The organism is Citrobacter amalonaticus Y19 (assembly GCF_000981805.1).
Lineage (GTDB): Bacteria > Pseudomonadota > Gammaproteobacteria > Enterobacterales > Enterobacteriaceae > Citrobacter_A > Citrobacter_A amalonaticus_C.
Map to the genome: position 1 here is coordinate 4,532,388 of NZ_CP011132.1, position 17,956 is coordinate 4,550,343.

General features: G+C 51.8%; 14 protein-coding genes and 1 pseudogene. 4 read left to right on the top strand and 11 right to left on the bottom strand.

What is annotated here, in order from left to right; translation table 11 throughout:
- Positions 1-236 precede the first annotated feature (236 nt).
- Positions 237-869, bottom strand: coding sequence for a ribosome biogenesis GTP-binding protein YihA/YsxC (gene yihA / locus F384_RS20925; protein WP_046493084.1), 633 nt, complete (start codon positions 867-869; stop codon positions 237-239).
- Positions 870-1,141: 272 nt separating this feature from the next.
- Here yihA and F384_RS30825 point away from each other — a divergent pair.
- The 3 genes and pseudogenes from F384_RS30825 to hemN all read left to right on the top strand — a co-directional run bounded on the left by F384_RS30825 (position 1,142) and on the right by hemN (position 3,520).
- Positions 1,142-1,343: pseudogene (locus F384_RS30825) on the top strand (hypothetical protein).
- Positions 1,344-1,446: 103 nt separating this feature from the next.
- Positions 1,447-1,959 carry a Der GTPase-activating protein YihI gene (gene yihI, locus F384_RS20930; protein WP_046493087.1) on the top strand — a complete coding sequence of 171 codons (513 nt, stop codon included), beginning with the start codon at positions 1,447-1,449 and terminating at the stop codon, positions 1,957-1,959.
- 187 nt (positions 1,960-2,146) lie between these two features.
- The gene (gene hemN / locus F384_RS20935; RefSeq protein ID WP_046493092.1) at positions 2,147-3,520 is read left to right on the top strand and encodes an oxygen-independent coproporphyrinogen III oxidase; all 1,374 of its coding nucleotides are present in this window, start codon (positions 2,147-2,149) and stop codon (positions 3,518-3,520) included.
- 78 nt (positions 3,521-3,598) lie between these two features.
- On the opposite strand, the gene F384_RS30020 is transcribed toward hemN, so the two are convergent.
- The 4 genes from F384_RS30020 to glnA form a co-directional block, all read right to left on the bottom strand.
- On the bottom strand, positions 3,599-3,709 hold the full coding sequence (locus F384_RS30020; protein ID WP_090050632.1) for a YshB family small membrane protein: 111 nt from the start codon (positions 3,707-3,709) through the stop codon (positions 3,599-3,601).
- 110 nt (positions 3,710-3,819) lie between these two features.
- The gene (glnG, locus tag F384_RS20940) at positions 3,820-5,229 is read right to left on the bottom strand and encodes a nitrogen regulation protein NR(I) (protein WP_042325420.1); all 1,410 of its coding nucleotides are present in this window, start codon (positions 5,227-5,229) and stop codon (positions 3,820-3,822) included.
- Between the two features lie 8 nt (positions 5,230-5,237).
- A complete protein-coding gene (gene glnL / locus F384_RS20945) occupies positions 5,238-6,287 on the bottom strand; it encodes a nitrogen regulation protein NR(II) (RefSeq protein WP_046493093.1) in 1,050 nt (349 codons plus the stop codon).
- Between the two features lie 274 nt (positions 6,288-6,561).
- The gene (glnA, locus tag F384_RS20950; protein WP_042325425.1) at positions 6,562-7,971 is read right to left on the bottom strand and encodes a glutamate--ammonia ligase; all 1,410 of its coding nucleotides are present in this window, start codon (positions 7,969-7,971) and stop codon (positions 6,562-6,564) included.
- Positions 7,972-8,347: 376 nt separating this feature from the next.
- Here glnA and typA point away from each other — a divergent pair, with 376 nt between their 5' ends.
- Positions 8,348-10,171, top strand: coding sequence for a ribosome-dependent GTPase TypA (typA, locus tag F384_RS20955; protein ID WP_046493094.1), 1,824 nt, complete (start codon positions 8,348-8,350; stop codon positions 10,169-10,171).
- Positions 10,172-10,230: 59 nt separating this feature from the next.
- Here typA and ompL read toward each other — a convergent pair whose 3' ends face one another.
- The 6 genes from ompL to F384_RS20985 form a co-directional block, all read right to left on the bottom strand.
- On the bottom strand, positions 10,231-10,962 hold the full coding sequence (gene ompL, locus F384_RS20960) for a porin OmpL (RefSeq protein WP_226991611.1): 732 nt from the start codon (positions 10,960-10,962) through the stop codon (positions 10,231-10,233).
- 27 nt (positions 10,963-10,989) lie between these two features.
- Positions 10,990-12,408, bottom strand: coding sequence for an MFS transporter (locus F384_RS20965; RefSeq protein WP_046493097.1), 1,419 nt, complete (start codon positions 12,406-12,408; stop codon positions 10,990-10,992).
- A 39-nt stretch (positions 12,409-12,447) separates the two neighbouring features.
- A complete protein-coding gene (locus tag F384_RS20970; protein WP_046493099.1) occupies positions 12,448-13,836 on the bottom strand; it encodes an MFS transporter in 1,389 nt (462 codons plus the stop codon).
- A 46-nt stretch (positions 13,837-13,882) separates the two neighbouring features.
- On the bottom strand, positions 13,883-15,919 hold the full coding sequence (locus F384_RS20975; RefSeq protein ID WP_046493101.1) for an alpha-glucosidase: 2,037 nt from the start codon (positions 15,917-15,919) through the stop codon (positions 13,883-13,885).
- A gap of 121 nt (positions 15,920-16,040) precedes the next feature.
- The gene (locus F384_RS20980) at positions 16,041-16,916 is read right to left on the bottom strand and encodes a sulfite exporter TauE/SafE family protein (RefSeq protein WP_046493103.1); all 876 of its coding nucleotides are present in this window, start codon (positions 16,914-16,916) and stop codon (positions 16,041-16,043) included.
- Positions 16,917-16,967: 51 nt separating this feature from the next.
- The gene (locus F384_RS20985; RefSeq protein ID WP_046493105.1) at positions 16,968-17,900 is read right to left on the bottom strand and encodes an aldose-1-epimerase; all 933 of its coding nucleotides are present in this window, start codon (positions 17,898-17,900) and stop codon (positions 16,968-16,970) included.
- Positions 17,901-17,956: the final 56 nt, after the last annotated feature.

Here is a 17,956-nt window from a genome sequence, read left to right on the forward strand (position 1 = left end):
ATTTGGCTGAATATTTTAGCCGCCCCAGTCAGTTTCTGACTGGGGCGTTTTTTATTTTACTTTTCATACTTCAAGCTGCAGGTGCGTTGGTTTCCTCGCTCACCTCAGTCACTTACTGATGTAAGCTCCTGAGGACTCACTGCCTTCCTGCAACATGAACTATTTTGAGTAAAAGCGAAAACACGATCTGTGGGCGGGATAAGACGCGTCGCGTCGTTATCCGCCGTCGCGAGGAATTATTCCCCGTCCTGACCCTCTTCAACCGGCGCCAGTTCGCTAAACCAGCTATCCAGCTTCTGCCGTAATTTGTCCACGCCCTGCTTTTTCAGTGATGAAAAGGTCTCAACCTGCACATCGCCGTTAAAGGCTAACACCGCTTCACGGACCATATTCAACTGGGCCTTACGCGCCCCACTCGCCAGTTTGTCCGCTTTCGTCAGCAGCACCAGCACCTGGATGTTACTCTCGACGGCCCACTGGACCATCTGCTGGTCGAGATCTTTCAGCGGGTGGCGAATATCCATCAACACCACCAGTCCCTGCAGGCTCTGGCGTTTTTCCAGGTACTCGCCCAGTGCGCGTTGCCATTTGCGCTTCAGCTCTTCCGGTACTTCGGCGTAACCATAGCCGGGTAAGTCAACAAGCCGTTTGCCGTCGACCACTTCAAACAGGTTAATAAGCTGAGTACGGCCAGGCGTTTTCGAGGTGCGCGCCAGGCTCTTTTGATTGGTCAGCGTGTTCAGCGCGCTGGACTTACCTGCGTTGGAACGGCCAGCAAATGCCACTTCGATTCCAGTATCGGAAGGTAAATGGCGAATATCAGGCGCGCTCATTACAAAGTGCGTCTGTTGATAATTCAGGTTAATCAAAGCGGTCGTCTCCGTCAGTTAAAGCTTTGCCGCGATTATACCTGAACAGGAGCAAAAGACTGATTTTTCGACATAGGCCTGCTGTGAGTAAAAACCTTGCTCGTTGTGAGACATTGCCGATCGTTCTTATACGAAATTTAGGAGTAATTGCAGGGCAAATAATTAAATAAATCAACTAAATCATGGTATTAAAAGTATGTAATATTCTGAAAATATCAGAACTGTGCGACCAGTGACTTGTTACTTTACTTCAAAAGAGTAGAGTAGCCCCCATAGCGAGGATAGCTGTACAGGAAGACGACTCAGGATGAGGGTCAGGAGCGCCAGGAGGCGAAGACACAGGATTGTCAGGATGACAGGCGTTCGGAGACGTTGGAATACGGAAACGGAAAAGACACGGAATGTTCCAGGCTGAAGGATAGACAGGGTGTGTTGACAGCCGACAGGGATTGTAGGACCCGTTTAGGGTTGTGAGTAAGGTGAAAAGGCGGCAGAGCAATCTGTCGCCTTTTTTCTTTATTTCTGCTAGATTCCGGCGCAATTATATACTGAATAAAACAGCCAAAGACGAATCACTATGAAATCCACTTCTACACCACGCGGCAAAGGTCCTGCAAAGGCACGCCGTAAAACCCGTGAAGAGCTAAACCAGGAAGCTCGTGACCGCAAGCGTCAGAAAAAACACCGTGGACACGTGGCGGGTAGCCGTGCTACCGGTGGCGATGCGGCGTCAGGCGGCAAAAACAAGAACCAACAGAAAGATCCACGCATCGGCAGTAAAACCCCTATTCCATTGGGCGTGACCGAAAAAGTCACCAAACAGCACAAACCGAAGAGTGAGAAACCTATGCTTTCACCGCAGGCTGAGTTGGATTTACTGGAAACGGATGAGCGCCTGGATGCGCTGTTAGAACGTCTGGAAGCAGGCGAAACCCTGAGCGCGGAAGATCAATCCTGGGTGGATGCCAAACTGGATCGCATCGATGAACTGATGCAGAAGCTGGGCCTCTCCTATGATGATGACGAAGAAGAAGAGGAAGATGACGAGAAGCAGGAAGATATGATGCGCCTGCTGCGGGGTGGTAACTAACGGTTTACGCCGTGGGCCTACCCGTCCTGCTTATAACCCTTCCGGTTATATGTTATCTGGTGTGGTTATTCGTTAAACTACAGCGGTTGTCGCGGCGACAGAAGTGGCTGCGCAGCCGGCTTAGCACTCGAAATGGAGTGAGGCCGGTACGCCGTACCCGCCAGAGACGCCATCGGAAGGAGTGAGCATGTCTGAACAACAAATCGACTGGGATCTGGCCCTGATCCAGAAATATAACTATTCCGGGCCACGCTATACTTCGTACCCGACCGCACTGGAATTTTCAGACGCGTTTGGCGAACCGGCGTTTTTACAGGCCGTCGCGCGCTATCCTGAGCGCCCGCTCTCGCTTTATGTCCATATCCCGTTCTGCCATAAGCTCTGCTACTTCTGTGGCTGCAATAAGATTGTGACCCGACAGCAGCATAAGGCCGATCAGTATCTGGATGCGCTGGAACAGGAAATTCTTCATCGTGCGCCGCTGTTTGCCGGACGTCAGGTAAGCCAGTTGCACTGGGGCGGCGGTACGCCAACCTACCTGAATAAAGCGCAAATCAGCCGTCTGATGACGTTGCTGCGAAATCATTTCCACTTCAATGCGGATGCAGAGATTTCGATCGAAGTCGATCCCCGTGAGATTGAACTGGATGTGCTCGATCATTTACGCGCAGAAGGCTTTAATCGTCTCAGCATGGGCGTGCAGGACTTCAACAAAGAGGTCCAGCGACTGGTAAACCGCGAGCAGGATGAAGAATTTATCTTTGCGCTGCTCAATCACGCGCGTGACATCGGCTTTACCTCGACCAATATCGATCTGATCTACGGTTTACCCAAACAGACGCCGGAAAGTTTCGCGTTTACCCTGAAGCGGGTGGCGGAATTAAGTCCCGATCGTCTGAGCGTCTTTAACTATGCGCATTTGCCGACGCTGTTCGCCGCACAGCGCAAAATTAAAGATGCCGATCTGCCCAGCGCGCAGCAGAAGCTGGATATTTTGCAGGAAACCATCTCCTCGCTGACAGAGGCCGGCTATCAGTTTATCGGCATGGACCACTTTGCCCGCCCGGATGACGAACTGGCAATTGCCCAGCGCGAAGGTGTTCTCCATCGTAATTTCCAGGGGTACACCACCCAGGGCGACACCGATCTGTTGGGGATGGGCGTTTCTGCCATCAGCATGATTGGCGATTGTTATGCTCAGAACCAGAAAGAGCTGAAACTCTACTATCAGCAGGTGGATGAACAGGGGAACGCCTTGTGGCGCGGCATCGCGCTAACCCGTGATGACGGTATCCGTCGTGATGTCATCAAGTCGCTGATCTGCAACTTCCGTCTCGACTATGCCGCGGTTGAGCAGCAGTGGGATCTGAATTTCGCTGATTACTTTACCGAAGATCTGAAGCTGTTGGCGCCGCTGGCGAAAGATGGGCTGGTGGATGTGACAGAGAAGGAGATTCAGGTCACGCCGAAAGGCCGCCTGCTGATTCGTAACATTTGCATGTGCTTTGATGCGTATCTGCGCCAAAAAGCGCGAATGCAGCAGTTTTCGAGAGTGATTTAATCTGTTGCCGGATGGCGCTTCGCTTATCCGGCCTACAACGTGTAGAGCCATTAAGCATTAGCGCCATCCGGCACAGCGTTAGCTGAACAGCCCAACCAGCGCGGCACACAGTACTGCGGCAACCGCAGTTTGTGGCGTATGGCTGTCGACCGCTCCGCTTGATAGCAGATTTATAATCGATTCCAGCATGTTAAGTCCCCCGTTTGCCGGGCACGATCATACTGAACTCATCGGAACAGTAAAGTGCAAAATAACGGCAATTTGCGCTCAATTATTAATCTTTACACAAGCGTGTGACGTTACTCCATTCCCAGCTCTTTTAACTTACGCGTCAGGGTATTACGCCCCCATCCGAGCAAGCGTGCCGCTTCCTGTTTATGGCCCTGTGTATGACGCAGCGCAGTGGTCAGCAACGTGCGTTCCATTTCAGGTTGTGCTTCCGACAGCAGGTTTTGATGACCGGAACGCAGTGCCCGATCCGCCCACTGCGCCAACAGCGTGGCCCAACTGTCCGGCTGGAGATGAGACGGACTTTCCGGCGCGGTGGCTTCAAACAGTTCAGCGGGGAGATCCTGAATCAATACCTCTTGCCCGGCCGCCATCACGGTTAACCAGCGACAGGTATTTTCCAGTTGGCGAACGTTGCCAGGCCACGCCAGTCGCGTCAGCGCGGCTTCGGTTTCCGGGTGCAGTAGCTTGGCTTCTACGCCCAGTTCGCGAGCAGCAACTTGCAGGAAATGGCGAGCCAGGCGGGGAATATCCTCCCGACGCTCACGCAGCGGCGGCAGGTGCACGCGGATGACATTCAGACGGTGGAACAAATCCTCACGAAACTTGCCTTCCTGGACGCGTAATTCCAGGTTCTGGTGGGTTGCAGCGATAATTCGCACATCCACCTTCACCGGCGCATAACCGCCAACGCGGTAAAACTGACCGTCGGCTAACACGCGCAACAGGCGTGTTTGCACATCCAGCGGCATGTCACCTATCTCATCAAGAAACAGCGTGCCGCCATCGGCCTGTTCGAAGCGTCCCTGACGAATGGTATTGGCCCCGGTAAACGCCCCTTTTTCATGGCCAAACAGCTCGGACTCGATCAAATCTTTCGGTATCGCTGCCATGTTCAGCGCGATAAACGGCGCTTTGGCGCGTGGGCTGTGACGATGCAGGGCATGCGCAACCAGTTCTTTACCTGTCCCGGATTCCCCGTTGATCAACACGCTGATGGAGGAGCGAGAGAGCCGTCCGATAATACGAAACACATCCTGCATGGCCGGCGCTTCACCGATGATGTCGGTTGTCGGGCCGTTGAGCTGAATATTGCGCGGCTGCTGCTGTTCCTGATAATGGCTGATGGCGCGTTCAACCAGCGCCACCGCTTCATCAATATCAAAGGGTTTCGGCAGATAATCAAACGCCCCTTGTTGATAGGCGCTGACGGCGGCATCCAGATCGGAATGCGCGGTCATTATGATGACCGGAAGCATCGGATGGCGCTGTTTAATCTGTTTTAACAGCGCCAGCCCGTCCATCCCCGGCATGCGAATATCGGACAACAGCACGTCCGGCGTTTTGCTTGCCAGCGCACCCAGCACGTCGTTACCGTTTTCAAAGGTCGTACAACTCAGACCCGCTCCGGCGAGAGCACGTTCAAGCACCCAACGGATGGAACTATCGTCATCAACTACCCAGACTATCCCTCGTTGCATAAGCACCTCTATTTCCGAATCGGCAGATAAACCGAGAACTCGGTATGACCTGGCCAACTGGTAAATTCAATTTTGCCGGAATGCTGATCGATCAAATTACGGGCGATGGATAATCCCAGCCCGGTGCCGCCTTCGCGGCCGCTGACCATAGGGTAAAACAGCGTATCCTGTAAGTGGGAAGGGATCCCCGGCCCGTTGTCCTCGACGTCGATACGCGCCGCCAGCCGATAGCGCTCGCCGTGCAGCGTGAGCTGGAAAGCGGTGCGGGTACGCAGCACGATCTCCCCGCCGTCGGGCCCCAGCGCCTGCAACGCATTGCGGACAATGTTCAACAACACCTGCTCAATCTGTTCCGGGTCGTGCGGCAGCTCCGGCAGGCTGGGATCGTAATCGCGGACCAGCGTGACGTTGGCCGGTAACTCCATAGAAACCAGGGCCACCACACGCTCAGCCACCTTATGAATGCTTTCCGTGACATGTGTTCCTGGCATCTGTGGGCCCAATAGCCTGTCGACCAGATTACGCAGGCGGTCAGCTTGTTCAATAATGACTTTGGTGTATTCCAGCAGTGCCGGATCGGGCAGGGCTTTACTTAATAGCTGTGCTGCGCCGCGTAAGCCACCGAGCGGGTTTTTAATCTCGTGCGCCAGTCCACGTACCAGATCGCGTGCGGCGACCTGCTGAGCGTGCTGTAGCTGCTCCTGGCTCAGGCGACGCTGATTATCCATCGGCGCCATTTCAAGCAGGATCTGTCCGTCCGGCAAACGCTGCGCGGTGAGCGACAGAATGTGCGAACGCCCGTCAATCACCAGCGTGACCTCGTTGTCGGTAAACCCTTGCCCTGCCTCTAAGCTTTCGTGCATCAGCCCGATATTCAACGAAAAATAGCTCAGGAGTTCAGGAAGCGGCGTACCAAACAGTTTGCGGGAGCTCTGAGCGAGTAACTGCTGCGCGGCCGGGTTGGCGTAATGCACGGCGAGTTCATCGTCGACCAGTAAGATGCTGTTGATTAACGAATTGAGGATCTGCCCAGCATCGGGCAGCGTGCCTGTTGCCATACAGCAGTCTCCTGAATAGTTTGCACCAATTTAGTGCATTATAGCTTTTTATGTAGAAAAAGCGCGAAGGATCAGGTTGTTGACGGTGAAAAAAGCCCATCTTGTGATGGGCTAAAAGTTTCCACGGCAACTAAAATTCTCCGTATCTTTCTTACCGCAGCGGTGTTGGCTGCTCTCAGTCACCCGAATCACTTAGTGGACTAAGCTCATCGGGATTCCTTCGATTGCCGCCTTGCTGCAATAAGAAATCTACGGGAATTACAACTAATTATCATTAAACGCTGTAGTACAGCTCAAACTCTACCGGGTGCGGCGTCATGCGTACGCGGTCATTTTCTTCAATGCGCAGCGCGATGTAAGCATCGATGGCTTCATCAGTGAACACGCCACCCGCTTTCAGGAATTCGCGATCCAGATTCAGCTCGTTCAGTGCTTCTTCCAGAGAGCCTGCAACCTGTGGGATCTCTTTCGCTTCTTCCGGCGGCAGGTCGTACAGGTTTTTGTCCATCGCTTCGCCCGGGTGGATCTTGTTCTTAATACCGTCAAGACCAGCCATCAGCAGGGCAGCAAAGCACAGGTACGGGTTCGCCGCTGGGTCCGGGAAGCGCACTTCGATACGACGTGCTTTTGGAGAAGCCACCACCGGAATACGGATAGAAGCAGAACGGTTACGCGCAGAGTAAGCCAGCATGACCGGCGCTTCGTAACCCGGGACCAGACGCTTGTAAGAGTTGGTGGTCGGGTTCGCCAGGGCGTTGATCGCTTTAGCGTGTTTGATTACGCCGCCAATATAGTACAGCGCTTGCTCAGACAGACCCGCATATTTGTCACCAGAGAACAGGTTGGTGCCGTTCTTGGACAGAGACATGTGGCAGTGCATACCGGAACCGTTATCGCCGAACATGGGTTTCGGCATAAAGGTCGCGGTTTTGCCGAAGCGGTGAGCGACGTTGTGCACCACATATTTGTAAATCTGAATTTCATCCGCTTTTTTGGTCATGGTGTTGAAGCGGGTCGCCACTTCGTTCTGACCAGCTGTTGCCACTTCGTGGTGGTGAGCTTCAACAACCAGACCCATCTGCTCCATCACCAGACACATTTCAGAACGGATGTCCTGAGCGGAATCTACTGGCGGAACCGGGAAGTAACCGCCTTTCACTGCCGGACGGTGACCTTTGTTACCACCTTCGTACTGGGTGGAGGAGTTCCATGCGCCTTCGATGTCATCGATGGCAACGTGAGAACCGGAGATTGATGCGCCGAAGCGGATGTCATCAAACAGGAAGAATTCAGGTTCTGGCCCAAACAGAACGGTATCCGCGATACCGGTGGAGCGCAGGTACTCTTCAGCACGCTTGGCGATAGAACGCGGGTCGCGGTCATAGCCCTGCAGGGTGCCGGGTTCCAGGATATCACAACGGATGATCAGCGTAGAATCCGCGAAGAACGGGTCGATAACCGCAGTAGATGCATCTGGCATCAGCACCATGTCGGATTCGTTGATGCCTTTCCAGCCACCAATCGAAGAGCCGTCAAACATTTTGCCTTCTTCGAAGAATTCGGCATTTACCTGATGAGCAGGAATCGTGACGTGCTGTTCTTTACCTTTGGTATCAGTGAAGCGCAAATCGACAAACTTCACTTCGTGCTCATTCAGCATCGTCAAAACGTGTTCAGCGGACATACTTAACTCTCCAGATTGGTCATAGTCGTCGTGGTAACGAGGTGTTCAATTCTTTAATCATTGGCCGTGTCGCCGTAAAAAAGATAAAGCGAAATCTGTGCCAACTTTTAAATTGCCCCTAAAAGGCGTTATCATGCGCACCATCGTGCAAAAGGGTTGCACCATGTTGTGTATGTTGCACCAGTATAGTGCTTTAATGTGAACATTGAGCACCATATTGGTGCAATGGACCGTGTATAACCCTTTTAACGCTCCGTGAAAGCGATCACAAAGAAACTCTGCAATACTTGTTTGCGGAGGATGTTTGTGATCCTGTTTTGTAGTGCGATTAATCCGTGTACAATAACGCGCTATTTCTAATGCCTGAGGCAAAGTTGTGATCGAAAATTTGCGTAACATCGCCATCATCGCGCACGTTGACCATGGTAAAACTACCCTGGTTGATAAGCTGCTGCAGCAATCCGGTACGTTCGACTCTCGTGCCGAAACTCAAGAGCGTGTGATGGACTCCAACGATTTGGAGAAAGAGCGTGGGATTACCATCCTCGCGAAAAACACCGCTATCAAATGGAATGATTACCGTATCAACATCGTTGATACCCCTGGGCACGCAGACTTCGGTGGTGAAGTTGAGCGTGTCATGTCCATGGTTGACTCTGTGCTGCTGGTGGTTGACGCATTTGACGGCCCGATGCCGCAGACGCGCTTCGTGACCAAAAAAGCCTTTGCGCATGGCCTGAAGCCGATCGTGGTCATCAACAAAGTTGACCGTCCTGGCGCGCGCCCGGACTGGGTTGTCGATCAGGTATTTGATCTGTTCGTGAACCTCGACGCGACCGACGAACAGCTGGACTTCCCTATCATCTACGCTTCAGCGCTGAACGGTATTGCCGGTCTGGATCACGAAGATATGGCGGAAGATATGACTCCGTTGTATCAGGCGATTGTCGACCACGTACCTGCGCCGGACGTTGACCTTGATGGTCCGTTCCAGATGCAGATCTCTCAGCTGGACTACAACAACTACGTTGGCGTTATCGGTATCGGCCGCATCAAACGCGGTAAAGTGAAGCCGAACCAGCAGATCACTATCGTGGATAGCGAAGGCAAAACCCGTAACGGTAAAGTCGGTAAAGTCCTGACTCACCTGGGTCTGGAGCGTATTGAATCCACCGAAGCCGAAGCGGGCGACATCATCGCGATCACCGGTCTGGGCGAGCTGAGCATCTCTGACACCATCTGCGATCCGCAGAATGTGGAAGCGCTGCCGGCGCTGTCTGTTGATGAACCGACCGTCACCATGTTCTTCAACGTCAACACCTCTCCGTTCTGTGGCAAAGAAGGTAAATACGTTACCTCTCGTCAGATCCTTGACCGCCTGAACAAAGAGCTGGTGCACAACGTTGCGCTGCGTGTTGAAGAGACTGAAGATGCGGACGCGTTCCGTGTATCGGGTCGCGGTGAGCTGCACCTGTCAGTGCTTATCGAAAACATGCGTCGTGAAGGTTTCGAAATGGCGGTTTCCCGTCCGAAAGTTATCTTCCGCGAAATCGACGGTCGTAAACAAGAGCCGTTCGAAAACGTGACACTGGACGTCGAAGAGCAGCACCAGGGTTCTGTCATGCAGGCACTGGGTGAGCGTAAAGGCGACCTGAAAAACATGAATCCAGATGGTAAAGGTCGCGTACGTCTCGACTACGTGATCCCAAGCCGTGGTCTGATTGGCTTCCGTTCAGAATTCATGACCATGACCTCCGGTACGGGTCTGCTGTACTCCACTTTCAGTCACTATGACGATGTCCGTCCGGGTGAAGTGGGTCAGCGTCAGAACGGTGTTCTGATCTCCAACGGTCAGGGTAAAGCTGTCGCGTTTGCGCTGTTCAGCCTGCAGGATCGCGGTAAGCTGTTCCTGGGTCACGGTGCGGAAGTGTACGAAGGCCAGATCATCGGTATTCACAGCCGTTCTAACGACCTGACCGTAAACTGCCTGACCGGTAAGAAACTGACCAACATGCGTGCTTCCGGTACTGACGAAGCCACGGTTCTGGTTCCGCCGGTTAAGATGACCCTGGAGCAAGCTCTGGAGTTCATCGATGACGACGAACTGGTAGAAGTGACTCCACAGTCTATCCGTATTCGTAAGCGTCACCTGACGGAGAACGATCGCCGCCGTGCGAACCGTGGTCCGAAAGAAGATTAATTCACGCTCTTGCTGTGAAAAAGCCGCTGATATCAGCGGCTTTTCTTTTTCCAGCACAGTTAAAAGAAATATTTCACCCCAACGCGAATCTGGTTTTGTTCGCGATGATAGGGTTCCACGTTACGGTCCAGCCAGCGCAGTTCGAAGTAGGGTAACCAGTTCTGGTTGATCCGATAACGGAAGGTATTGGTAATTTCCCAGTGATGATCCTTACCATTGCTGCTATTAAAATCATTCACCCGCATAAAATAGTGGGGTTCAAAGGTATACGAGAACTTATCGGTAATAATAAAGTTCCAGTAGTTGCCGATCTCATAGGTATCATTATTATCCCGATCGCCATTTAAATCGACTGAGCTGTAATTATTATGGTTGTAGCGGTTACGTACCGTCAGATTAAACCACGGAGTAAACTTGTAATTGACGTCCAGATAGACTGCACCGCTGGAACCTATGCTCTTGTCGGTAATCAACCCGCCAGGTTGGATCGTTAATTTATCCGTGGGTTTGAATAACGGGTACCAGCCCTCAATCTCATTATAGCCGTGCTTTAATTCGTCTTCACGCTGGAGCGTGTAAGTGTTGGTGAGCATGATGCCCGCACCCATGTCGAAGTTATAGCCAACGCGTAACATGATTTCTTGCTGGTCGGAGGCCAGATTATAAGCCTCCCGGTTTTCGACATAAGCACCGGCAAAAACAGAGGTCGATATCACTGAAGATAACAGAATGATTGAGTTTAACGTTTTCATCATAAATCCATTTTTAAGCGTAGGGAAGCCGCCATCCATCAGGATGGAAATAGCGGCAAGGTTTATTTATAGATTTACAGTAGCGATGTTTTTATTGTTATTAGTTACGTCAGGAATATTTTTGTTCTTTTTTCGTTGATTAATTTCCTCGATAATAAAAGCGAAGCGCGCTTCATTGAGTTTATAAAAGAACCCCATGGTTAATGCGGCAATAATCGCCAGACCACAGGGCCAGAGAAATATTAACTGGCGTAATCCCAGTAGTGTGGTGTCGCTTTGCGCGATGTTTGGCACATAGCCAATCTGGGTCAACATAATACCGGGCAGGAACCCCGCCAGCGCGGCGGAAATCTTCCGCGAAAAGGTATATCCCGTGTAGACGGAACCTTCCGCGCGAATCCCCGTTTTCCATTCGCCGTAGTCCACAGTATCCGGCACCAGCGCCCAGTTCAGGCTGTTGACGAAAGCGGTACCGAAGAAGGCAATACAGGAGAAAATGATAAAGGTGAAAGAACTGTTGCCCCAGAAATAATTTAAGATATCGCCCAGCGCCCATAACATCATACCGGCTAAGTACACCTGTTTTTTACCGAAGCATTTAACCGTCCAGGGGACAAGAATGACGCCAATCAACACACATCCCATGCTGAAGAATCCCATCCATGATAATAGATGCGGATCGTTCAGGACATATTGTGTGTAATAGACCTGAATGGCTAATTTAATATTGAATGCGGCCAGCGTACATAAGTTCGCGATACAAAGAACGAGCAGCGGCGGATTATGAAAAATGGCGAAGAATGATTTGAGGATACCCATCTTATGCTCTGTTGAAACGGTTTCCCGGTAATGTTCCTTAACGCCTTTAAAGCACAGCATCATGAACCCGAATCCGCAGACAGAAAAAATGAAGGCGGCACATGCATAACCGAAAGCTGAAGAGGAAAAGAGCGCTTGCAGAGGAATAAATGCCACCGTGCAAACTAATAAACCTATGGTTGCGCCTCCCTGCCGGAAAGCCGCCAGTTGCGCCCGTTCGTTTGAGTTTTTTGTCATTGCCGGGATCATTGCGCCATAGGAGCAATTCATCAGACTGTAGAACAGGCCAAATAACATAAACAATCCCGTCGCGAGGGCGGTTTTAATCGGCAGGCTAAATGTTGTGGTAATAAATTGTACCGTTGCAATGATCGCTGAAGGGATCGCCGCATACAGGATAAAGGGGCGGAATTTCCCCATCGGTCCAATATTTCTGCGTGAATCAAGCAGGAATCCGGTGAGCATATCGGTGAATGCGGTAAAGAATTTTGCCACCAGAAAGATAATTCCCCCGTAATATGCGGGCATTCCCAATTCATCAGTATAAAATTTCAGCAGATATAATGTGCCGACGCTCAACATGAGATTAGAGCCAATATCACCCACGCCGTAGGCCAGTTTTTCTCGCAAACTCAGTTTCAGGGTTAGTGGATCATGGTCAGACATAATTAATCCTCGTGAAGTCCCGCAAGTTGCCATTCATTTTCACACTGCCATGGCACGTTTACGGGCTTCGATTTCGCCAACGATGCGGACATACATCTTTTCGTTGAGATCGTAGAAACAGCCCATCGCAATAATGGTGACAACCGCCAGTGCACACGGATAAATAAAGATCAGCTGCCGTAACCCCTCGACCGTTCCCGCTGACTGTACCACGTTGGGCACATAGCCAATTTGGGTCAGCATCCATCCCGGGAAGAAACCCGCCAGCGCTTGTGAGACTTTACGAAAAAAGGTAAAACCGGTGTAGACCGTCCCCTCAGAACGCACACCAGTACGCCATTCGCCGTATTCCACCGTATCGGAGACCAGCGCCCAGTTCAGGCTGTTGACAAACGCGGAACCGAAGAACGCCAGGCAGGAGAAGGCGACAAAGCTGACCGATCCTCCACCGAAGACGTAGTTAAGCAGATCTCCTGCGACCCAAATCAGCAGGCCGCCGATATAGACCTTTTTCTTGCCAAAGCGGCGGACCATCCCCGGCATTAAAAAGACGCCGATAAAAATACATCCCATGCTGAAAAAGCCCATCCATGACAGCAAAATCGGGTCGTTCAGTACGTACTGGGTGTAATAGACCTGAATCGCCAGCTTGACGTTAAACGCGCCGAGCGTACAGAGGTTGGCAATACACAGAATGAACAGCGGGCGGTTACCGGCGATGGCGCGAAATGACTGCAATAATCCAGGTTTCTGCGCATCGTCGACGGGTTTCACTTCGACATAACGCTCTTTTACCCCAGCGTAGCAGCACCACATAAAAAACAGCCCACACAGGGAAAACAGCGTCGCGGCGAAGATATAGCCCAACTGCGAATTGCCCTCGATCAGGTTCATGACCGGCACAAAACCAACGGTGCACAGCAGCAGGCCAAGCGTCGCGCCACCCTGTCGCCAGGCGGCGAGCGAGGCGCGTTCGTCCGGGTTTTTAGTGATGGCGGGCACCATTGCCCCGTAGGAGCAGTTCATCATGCTGAAGAACAGCCCGTAGAGCATAAACAGGACGGTCGCCATTACCGTTTTACCGGTGATTTCAAACGGCGTACCGACAAAGTTAGCGATAGCCAGCAGGGTCACCGGAAACGCAGCGTACATAACGAAAGGACGGAATTTACCTTTTGGACCGATTTTACGCCGTGAATCGAGCATAATACCGGTTCCCATATCGGTAAACGCGGTAAAGAACTTGGCGATAAGGAAAATAATGCCGCCATATGTGCCCGGTAAACCGAGAACATCGGTGTAAAACTTCAGTAAATAGAGCGTACCGATATCCAGCAGAATATTGGAGCCTAAATCACCTATCCCATAGGCGATTTTTTCCTTAAAAGGCAAGCGTAGGGTTGCCGGATTGGTTATGTTTTGACTCATGATTATCCCTCATTTGCCCGTGAGTCTTCCCCACGGGCGAGCCGTATTAGATGTGGCGTAAAGAGGCAAACAGCGACGCCCACTCACTTTTCGCGCGATAAAAGACCGGAGGTTTGCCCAGTGGTGCGTCCACGGTTACCTCACCACCCCGGTGGGTTTCACCGGTCCAGAGGTTCACCCAGTTATCCTCCGGCAGATACAGCGTCCAGTCGCTGCGGCCCTGCTCATATACCGGGGCGACCAGTAGATCTTGTCCCAGCAGGTATTGGTATTTCAGGGTGTAGGTGCGCGCATCGTCCTCGTAATGCAGGAATAGCGGACGCATGACGGGCAAACCGATGGCGGCGTTTTGTGCGACGGCTTGCTTGAGGTACGGCTTCAGGGTGGTAAAGACGGTCGTCATTCTGGCGAAATGGGCGATGGTTTCGTCGTCGCCGTCAAACTGCCAGTTATCACCAGGACGGTTACCTTCATGGGTGCGCATCATCGGCGTGAAGGCGCTGAAATCACACCAGCGCAGCAGCAGCTCTTTGCTGCGTTTCATCTCAAACAGGGTGGTGTAACCACCGATGTCGCTGTGGTGCAGGCCGTGACCGGTCATGGCCAGCGAGAGCGCGGCAGGGACGACAGAGGCAAGTCCATCATCCAGACTCCAGTCCACGTTCTGATCGCCTGCCCACATCATGGTGGAGTACTTCTGACTGCCGGTATAACCCGCACGCATGAAGAACAGGATTTCGCCGAGTTTGCCGGTTTCCTGGAGCGCCTCGTAGTTACATTTTGCCCACAGTGCAGGCCAGGCGTTATGCATGATCTCCGCGCTGACGCCGTTATGCAGAACCGTGTCGGTCGGCAGGTACTCGCCAAAGTCCGCCATCCAACCGCCGCAGCCGAGCTCGATCATGTTTTTCTTGATGACGCCTTTGAACCAGTCATAGGCCGCCGGGTTGGTCAAATCAACCACGCCGCCGTAAAACTCACCAAATTCAACAAAATAATCATTACCCGACATATCTTTTGCCAGATAGCCGTGCTTTGCCGCTTCGGCGCACAGGTCTTTATCGCTGGCGACATACGGGTTGATATACGAAAGGAATTTCACGCCTTCGGCGTTCCACTGTTTGATACGGCTGTCCAGTTGTGGATAGTTGTCGCTGTTCCACTTCCAGTTCCACATCACGCGCTTACCGAATGAAGTCATGCGGATCCCGGACCAGTCCTGCGCCCAGATGCCGTTCACTTTCACGCCAGCACGGCGCATCGTGTCCAGTTTTTTCTGACAAACGTCGGTGCCGCCCTGAATGCCCAGCGTGACGCCATCATAAATCCAGTCTGGTAACTCGGGTTGGCGACCTAACAGTGCGGTCAGTTTTTCCAGCAGCGCGATATAGCTGTCGGCGCATTCAAAACGCAGAGTGGTTTTATCCTCCCACAGCGCCAGTTCGTGATAATCCGGCGCGCTGAAGTCAAAATTCATGTAGCAGCTGTTATCAACGTGGCAGTAGTACTTCTGCGTACTGACAAACGTAGGCTGCGGGAAGAAAGTCCAGTAGTAGTCCCCGCCAGCGTTCTCTTTGCAGTCGGCCTGCCAGGTGACGTAGCTAGTTTTGTTACGGCCCACCCCCTGTTCGCTGGTCCACAGCGGGAACGGTTTACCACGCAGGTCGAAGTAAGAGAACTGTTCGCCGCAGCCGTAGATATGGTCGTCCGGGTTGGCCGCCAGCCGCAGCCAGATGCGGTTATGGCTGAGATCGTCGTTGTGCAGATCCAACTGCAGACGACCCGCTTCATCGACAGAGATATGTAGCATCGCATTGACGGCATCACCACGGCTAAAGCGTATCCGCCAACCGTCGGCTGATTCGCTGACCGCGGCGTCGGTCAGGGCAATTTTCTCGTTAAGCTTATCTTTAATACTGAAGTTACCGCGAAACATGTCGATATCCGCGACGCCTGCACCGACCCACAGACAGGGGTTCTCTGTCGTATGGCGTAAGATCACACGCTGCCGATAACGTAATGCAAAACCATCAATAATTTTTTCGACCTGAACAAAGGATAAATGTCGGGTTTGCGTACTCATATAAAACTCTCCATGAAATTGGGAACGCGAGCACAGTAATGGATTATGGTTTGCTATTTTTCATTCGCTTTAAACCGTTACGCGCGACCGTCAGGTCACGCGTAAAAAAGATAATTCGTTATTATTTTCCGGTATCCGCCTTACGGATCGCCGCTATTTTTTTACCCAGTAATAACTGTAACACCGCCAGCAGGACAAAAGGTGGCAGGAGCGCAGCAAGCGCGGGAATACCCATTGCCCCTTTTATTAACATGGCCCCTGAGGCGATCAACAATAAAAAGACCAGAATACGGAATACTTTTACGGAAATACGTTTATGCACATATTGTCCCACCAGTGAACCGAGGATCATGGTAGGAATACAGAAAATAACCAGTTTAAACGTTGAGATTGTCAATATTCCGCTGGTTGCCAGACCGCCAACCACGGCAATATTATTTGCCGTAAAGAACGCATTCAACGTACCGCGAAAAGCCGCCGGTCCTAAATTACGTAACATGCCGTACATCACAACCGGCGGTCCATTCGTGGAAAAGGCGGCACCCAACGCACCCGCGACAGCACCCAACGGCGCAGCAATCCAGCGCCGGTCGTAAACAGGCAGGCGAGGAATAAACATGCTGTAGAATGAGTAGAGGATCAGAAACCCACCCAGTCCAATTTTCATGATGTGATCGGGCAGGTAAGACAGCGCATACAGGCCAACCGGGATCCCAAGGAATGAGAAGCCGATCAGTACCGCTGCCGAACGCCAGTCGGTCTCTTTACGTGACAGCCAGGTAGCATAAATAGCCGTCGCCGTACCGACAATAACGGAAAGTGGGGTCGCCATTTTAACCGGCAGCATCAGCGTGATGAGCGGCATGGTGGTTAATCCGCCGCCAAAACCTGCACATATCCCCACAAAGGTATAAAGAAACATTAATGCAATGACGGTATAGACAACCTGGTTATCTAACATCACGCCATCGGGAGTAAATAAAGTAAAGAAATCCATTGTCATTCCTTCATTATCAAATAAAGCTTCAAAATGTGACGCCGGAGGTTTTTAATTCCGGCTCGGTGAGCTTTTTGTATTAAATGAGTTATTGCACTGCTGTTTTTTGCCTCGAATATTAAAAAATAACTGATGTTTTTCTTCGGGCTTGAGTAATATTAAGTCTGTTCCAGAGTTAAACGCATTTGGCGGACAGCTCATAGGTTCGACCGCTAATCCCTGACGATTTAATTTTTCACCACTGTAAATCTGTAACCACGGCTGATCGGAAAATAAACTGACTGCCAGTGCCTGTTGTTGATGAATTATCTGCATTTCCCACGGACTACCGTGAGTTCTGAAGGTATGATCAATGTGTTTATCACCGACGGTACGCAGGATGGAGTAGTCCAAATCCATTTCTTCAACGGAATATAACGTTGTAGGATTCGCGTGGGCATCGACAGCAAAAACCTGCTTCGCCGGAATGCGCAGCATACAGTCATCAACAGGCGCTAAATTGCAGGTTAAATAAGGGTGGATCCCGACGCCGTAGGGCGCGGGTTGTTTACCCCTGTTTTTACTGATGATGGCAACAGAAAGCCCCGTCTCAGCATCCAGTGAGTAGATAACCTGAGACATCAACGTGAAGGGGTAACCATAGCTGGGCGGTAAAAACAGCGTCAGAGTAGCCTTTGTCGCCGTCAACGCCTCAATCTGCCAGTCGCGCCAGGCGAGCAGGCCATGAATGGCAGCCTGAGAATGGTGCTCATTGATCGGTAACTGGTAGTCCTGCCCCTCATGCTGATAGCAGCCGTTGGCAATACGATTAGGCCAGGGGATCAACACCTTGCCCAGATGCGCCAGCGGCATCTCTTCTGGGCTATGCGGTATGACCAGATGTTTGCCCTGCCAGGTCAGTTCGGCAAGACCCGCACCGACAGAAACAATCTGCGCCCGGTAGTCACCCGCAGCGAGTGAAATCGTATTCCCACTACTTTGCATATACATCACCTGTCTATGAGAGCCCCTTCGTGAATAACGGCACAGGCTTGCTATGC